Origin of the sequence: Hymenobacter terricola (genome assembly GCF_017921975.2) — a bacterium.
Taxonomy (GTDB): Bacteria; Bacteroidota; Bacteroidia; order Cytophagales; family Hymenobacteraceae; genus Hymenobacter; species Hymenobacter terricola.
In genome coordinates this window covers 1-1,265 of record NZ_JAGEMO020000110.1, presented here as the reverse complement: position 1 = coordinate 1,265, position 1,265 = coordinate 1, and the positions used below count along the sequence as shown (strand labels likewise).

At 59.0% G+C, this 1,265-nt stretch carries 1 protein-coding gene, 1 rRNA gene and 1 pseudogene; 1 reads left to right on the top strand and 2 read right to left on the bottom strand.

The annotated features are described in order from the left end of the window. On the bottom strand, positions 1-204 hold a 204-nt coding region (locus J4G38_RS25625), incomplete at its 3' end, for a TetR/AcrR family transcriptional regulator (protein ID WP_226163862.1). Positions 205-574: 370 nt separating this feature from the next. Here J4G38_RS25625 and J4G38_RS25620 point away from each other — a divergent pair. After that, a pseudogene (locus J4G38_RS25620) lies at positions 575-1,108 on the top strand (recombinase family protein); the annotation flags it as partial. Between the two features lie 2 nt (positions 1,109-1,110). Here J4G38_RS25620 and rrf read toward each other — a convergent pair. Continuing rightward, positions 1,111-1,222: ribosomal RNA gene (gene rrf, locus J4G38_RS25615) — 5S ribosomal RNA — on the bottom strand. Positions 1,223-1,265: the final 43 nt, after the last annotated feature.

Genomic DNA, 1,265 nt, shown 5'->3' with positions numbered 1-1,265 from the left:
GGTAGTCCGCTGCTGACGATAGGCGTCGAAAGCGGCGAGGAATAACGCGCGCTTCCCGCCGAAGGAGCTGTACAGGCTGCTCTTGCTAAGTCCCGTCGCCTCGAGCAGGTTAACCAGCGAGGTCGCCTCGTAGCCCTTGCGCCAGAACACCCCCATGGCTTTGTGCAGGGCGGCGGCGGTATCAAATTCTTGGGGACGCGCCATGTGCTGGTGGGGGTAGTAGGGGTGTTGACGGACCGTTGGCTAGCTTAAGGTAGCAGAAAAAAAGGCATTGCGACTTGGCAAAAGGGTCCAGCTACTGGCGGCATCAACCCTGTTGCCATGTGCTTCCTTATGGCCGTGGTTAAAAGTTTGGTTCCAAAGTTAAACGAGCCATAGTGCCCCTGAGTCGCGCTCGCCTACGTAGCCGGCCGGGGCTCCTTGTAGAGCGGAGGTGGATTCCCAAAGGCCTAGCTTTTTGAGCCCAACCCGCCGGGCGGCAAGTCGCCCAAAACCCCAGAGGCAGAAAGGCGGGCCAAAACTAAACAGCGCTTTATCTTTCTGACCCTGCAGGAATAAAACCTTTGGCTACGTCCGCGTCTCCATCGTCGACCAGAACCCGGGCACTCAACTTGACATCCTGACCAAGACCGGGTGCGACCGTATCTTCCAGGACAAGATTACCAATATGAGCTTGCAACGGCCAGAACTCGACGAATTACTGAGCTTGGTGCGCGAGGGCGACACAGTGCTGGTCGCGCGCTTCTTTCGCCTGGGCCGCAGCCGTGACCACGTCATTCACTTGGTCAACTCGTTTCACCAGCGCAACATCCAGTTCAAGGCCCTGAACCTAGGCATCGACACGTCGCCGCCGGCGGGCAAGTTCATGCGCTCCATCTTTGCCTCGCTGGCCGAGTACGACCGCGAGAGCATCCCGGAGAAGACCAAAGCTGGCCAGCAGCTGGCCGCCGCCCAAGGCAAGCACATCGGCCGGCCCAAAGGGCTGAGAGCCTTTTCATCCCCCCGTTGCTATAAGGAGGCCAGAAACCTGTTGTATGGCCCTAGCATGCTTACAACAGCAAAAAACCCCTTGGTTGCTGGTGAAAGCATCCAAGGGGTTTCCTGTTGAAAGGTTGGCGGCGACCGACTCTCCCACCGGTGAAGGCAGTACCATAGGCGCACCGGGGCTTAACGGCTCTGTTCGGAATGGGAAGAGGTGAACACCCGGGCTAAAGCCACCATTGCTGGCGGGGGTTGCGGCGTTCTGATGCCCTGCTCGCGCAGGA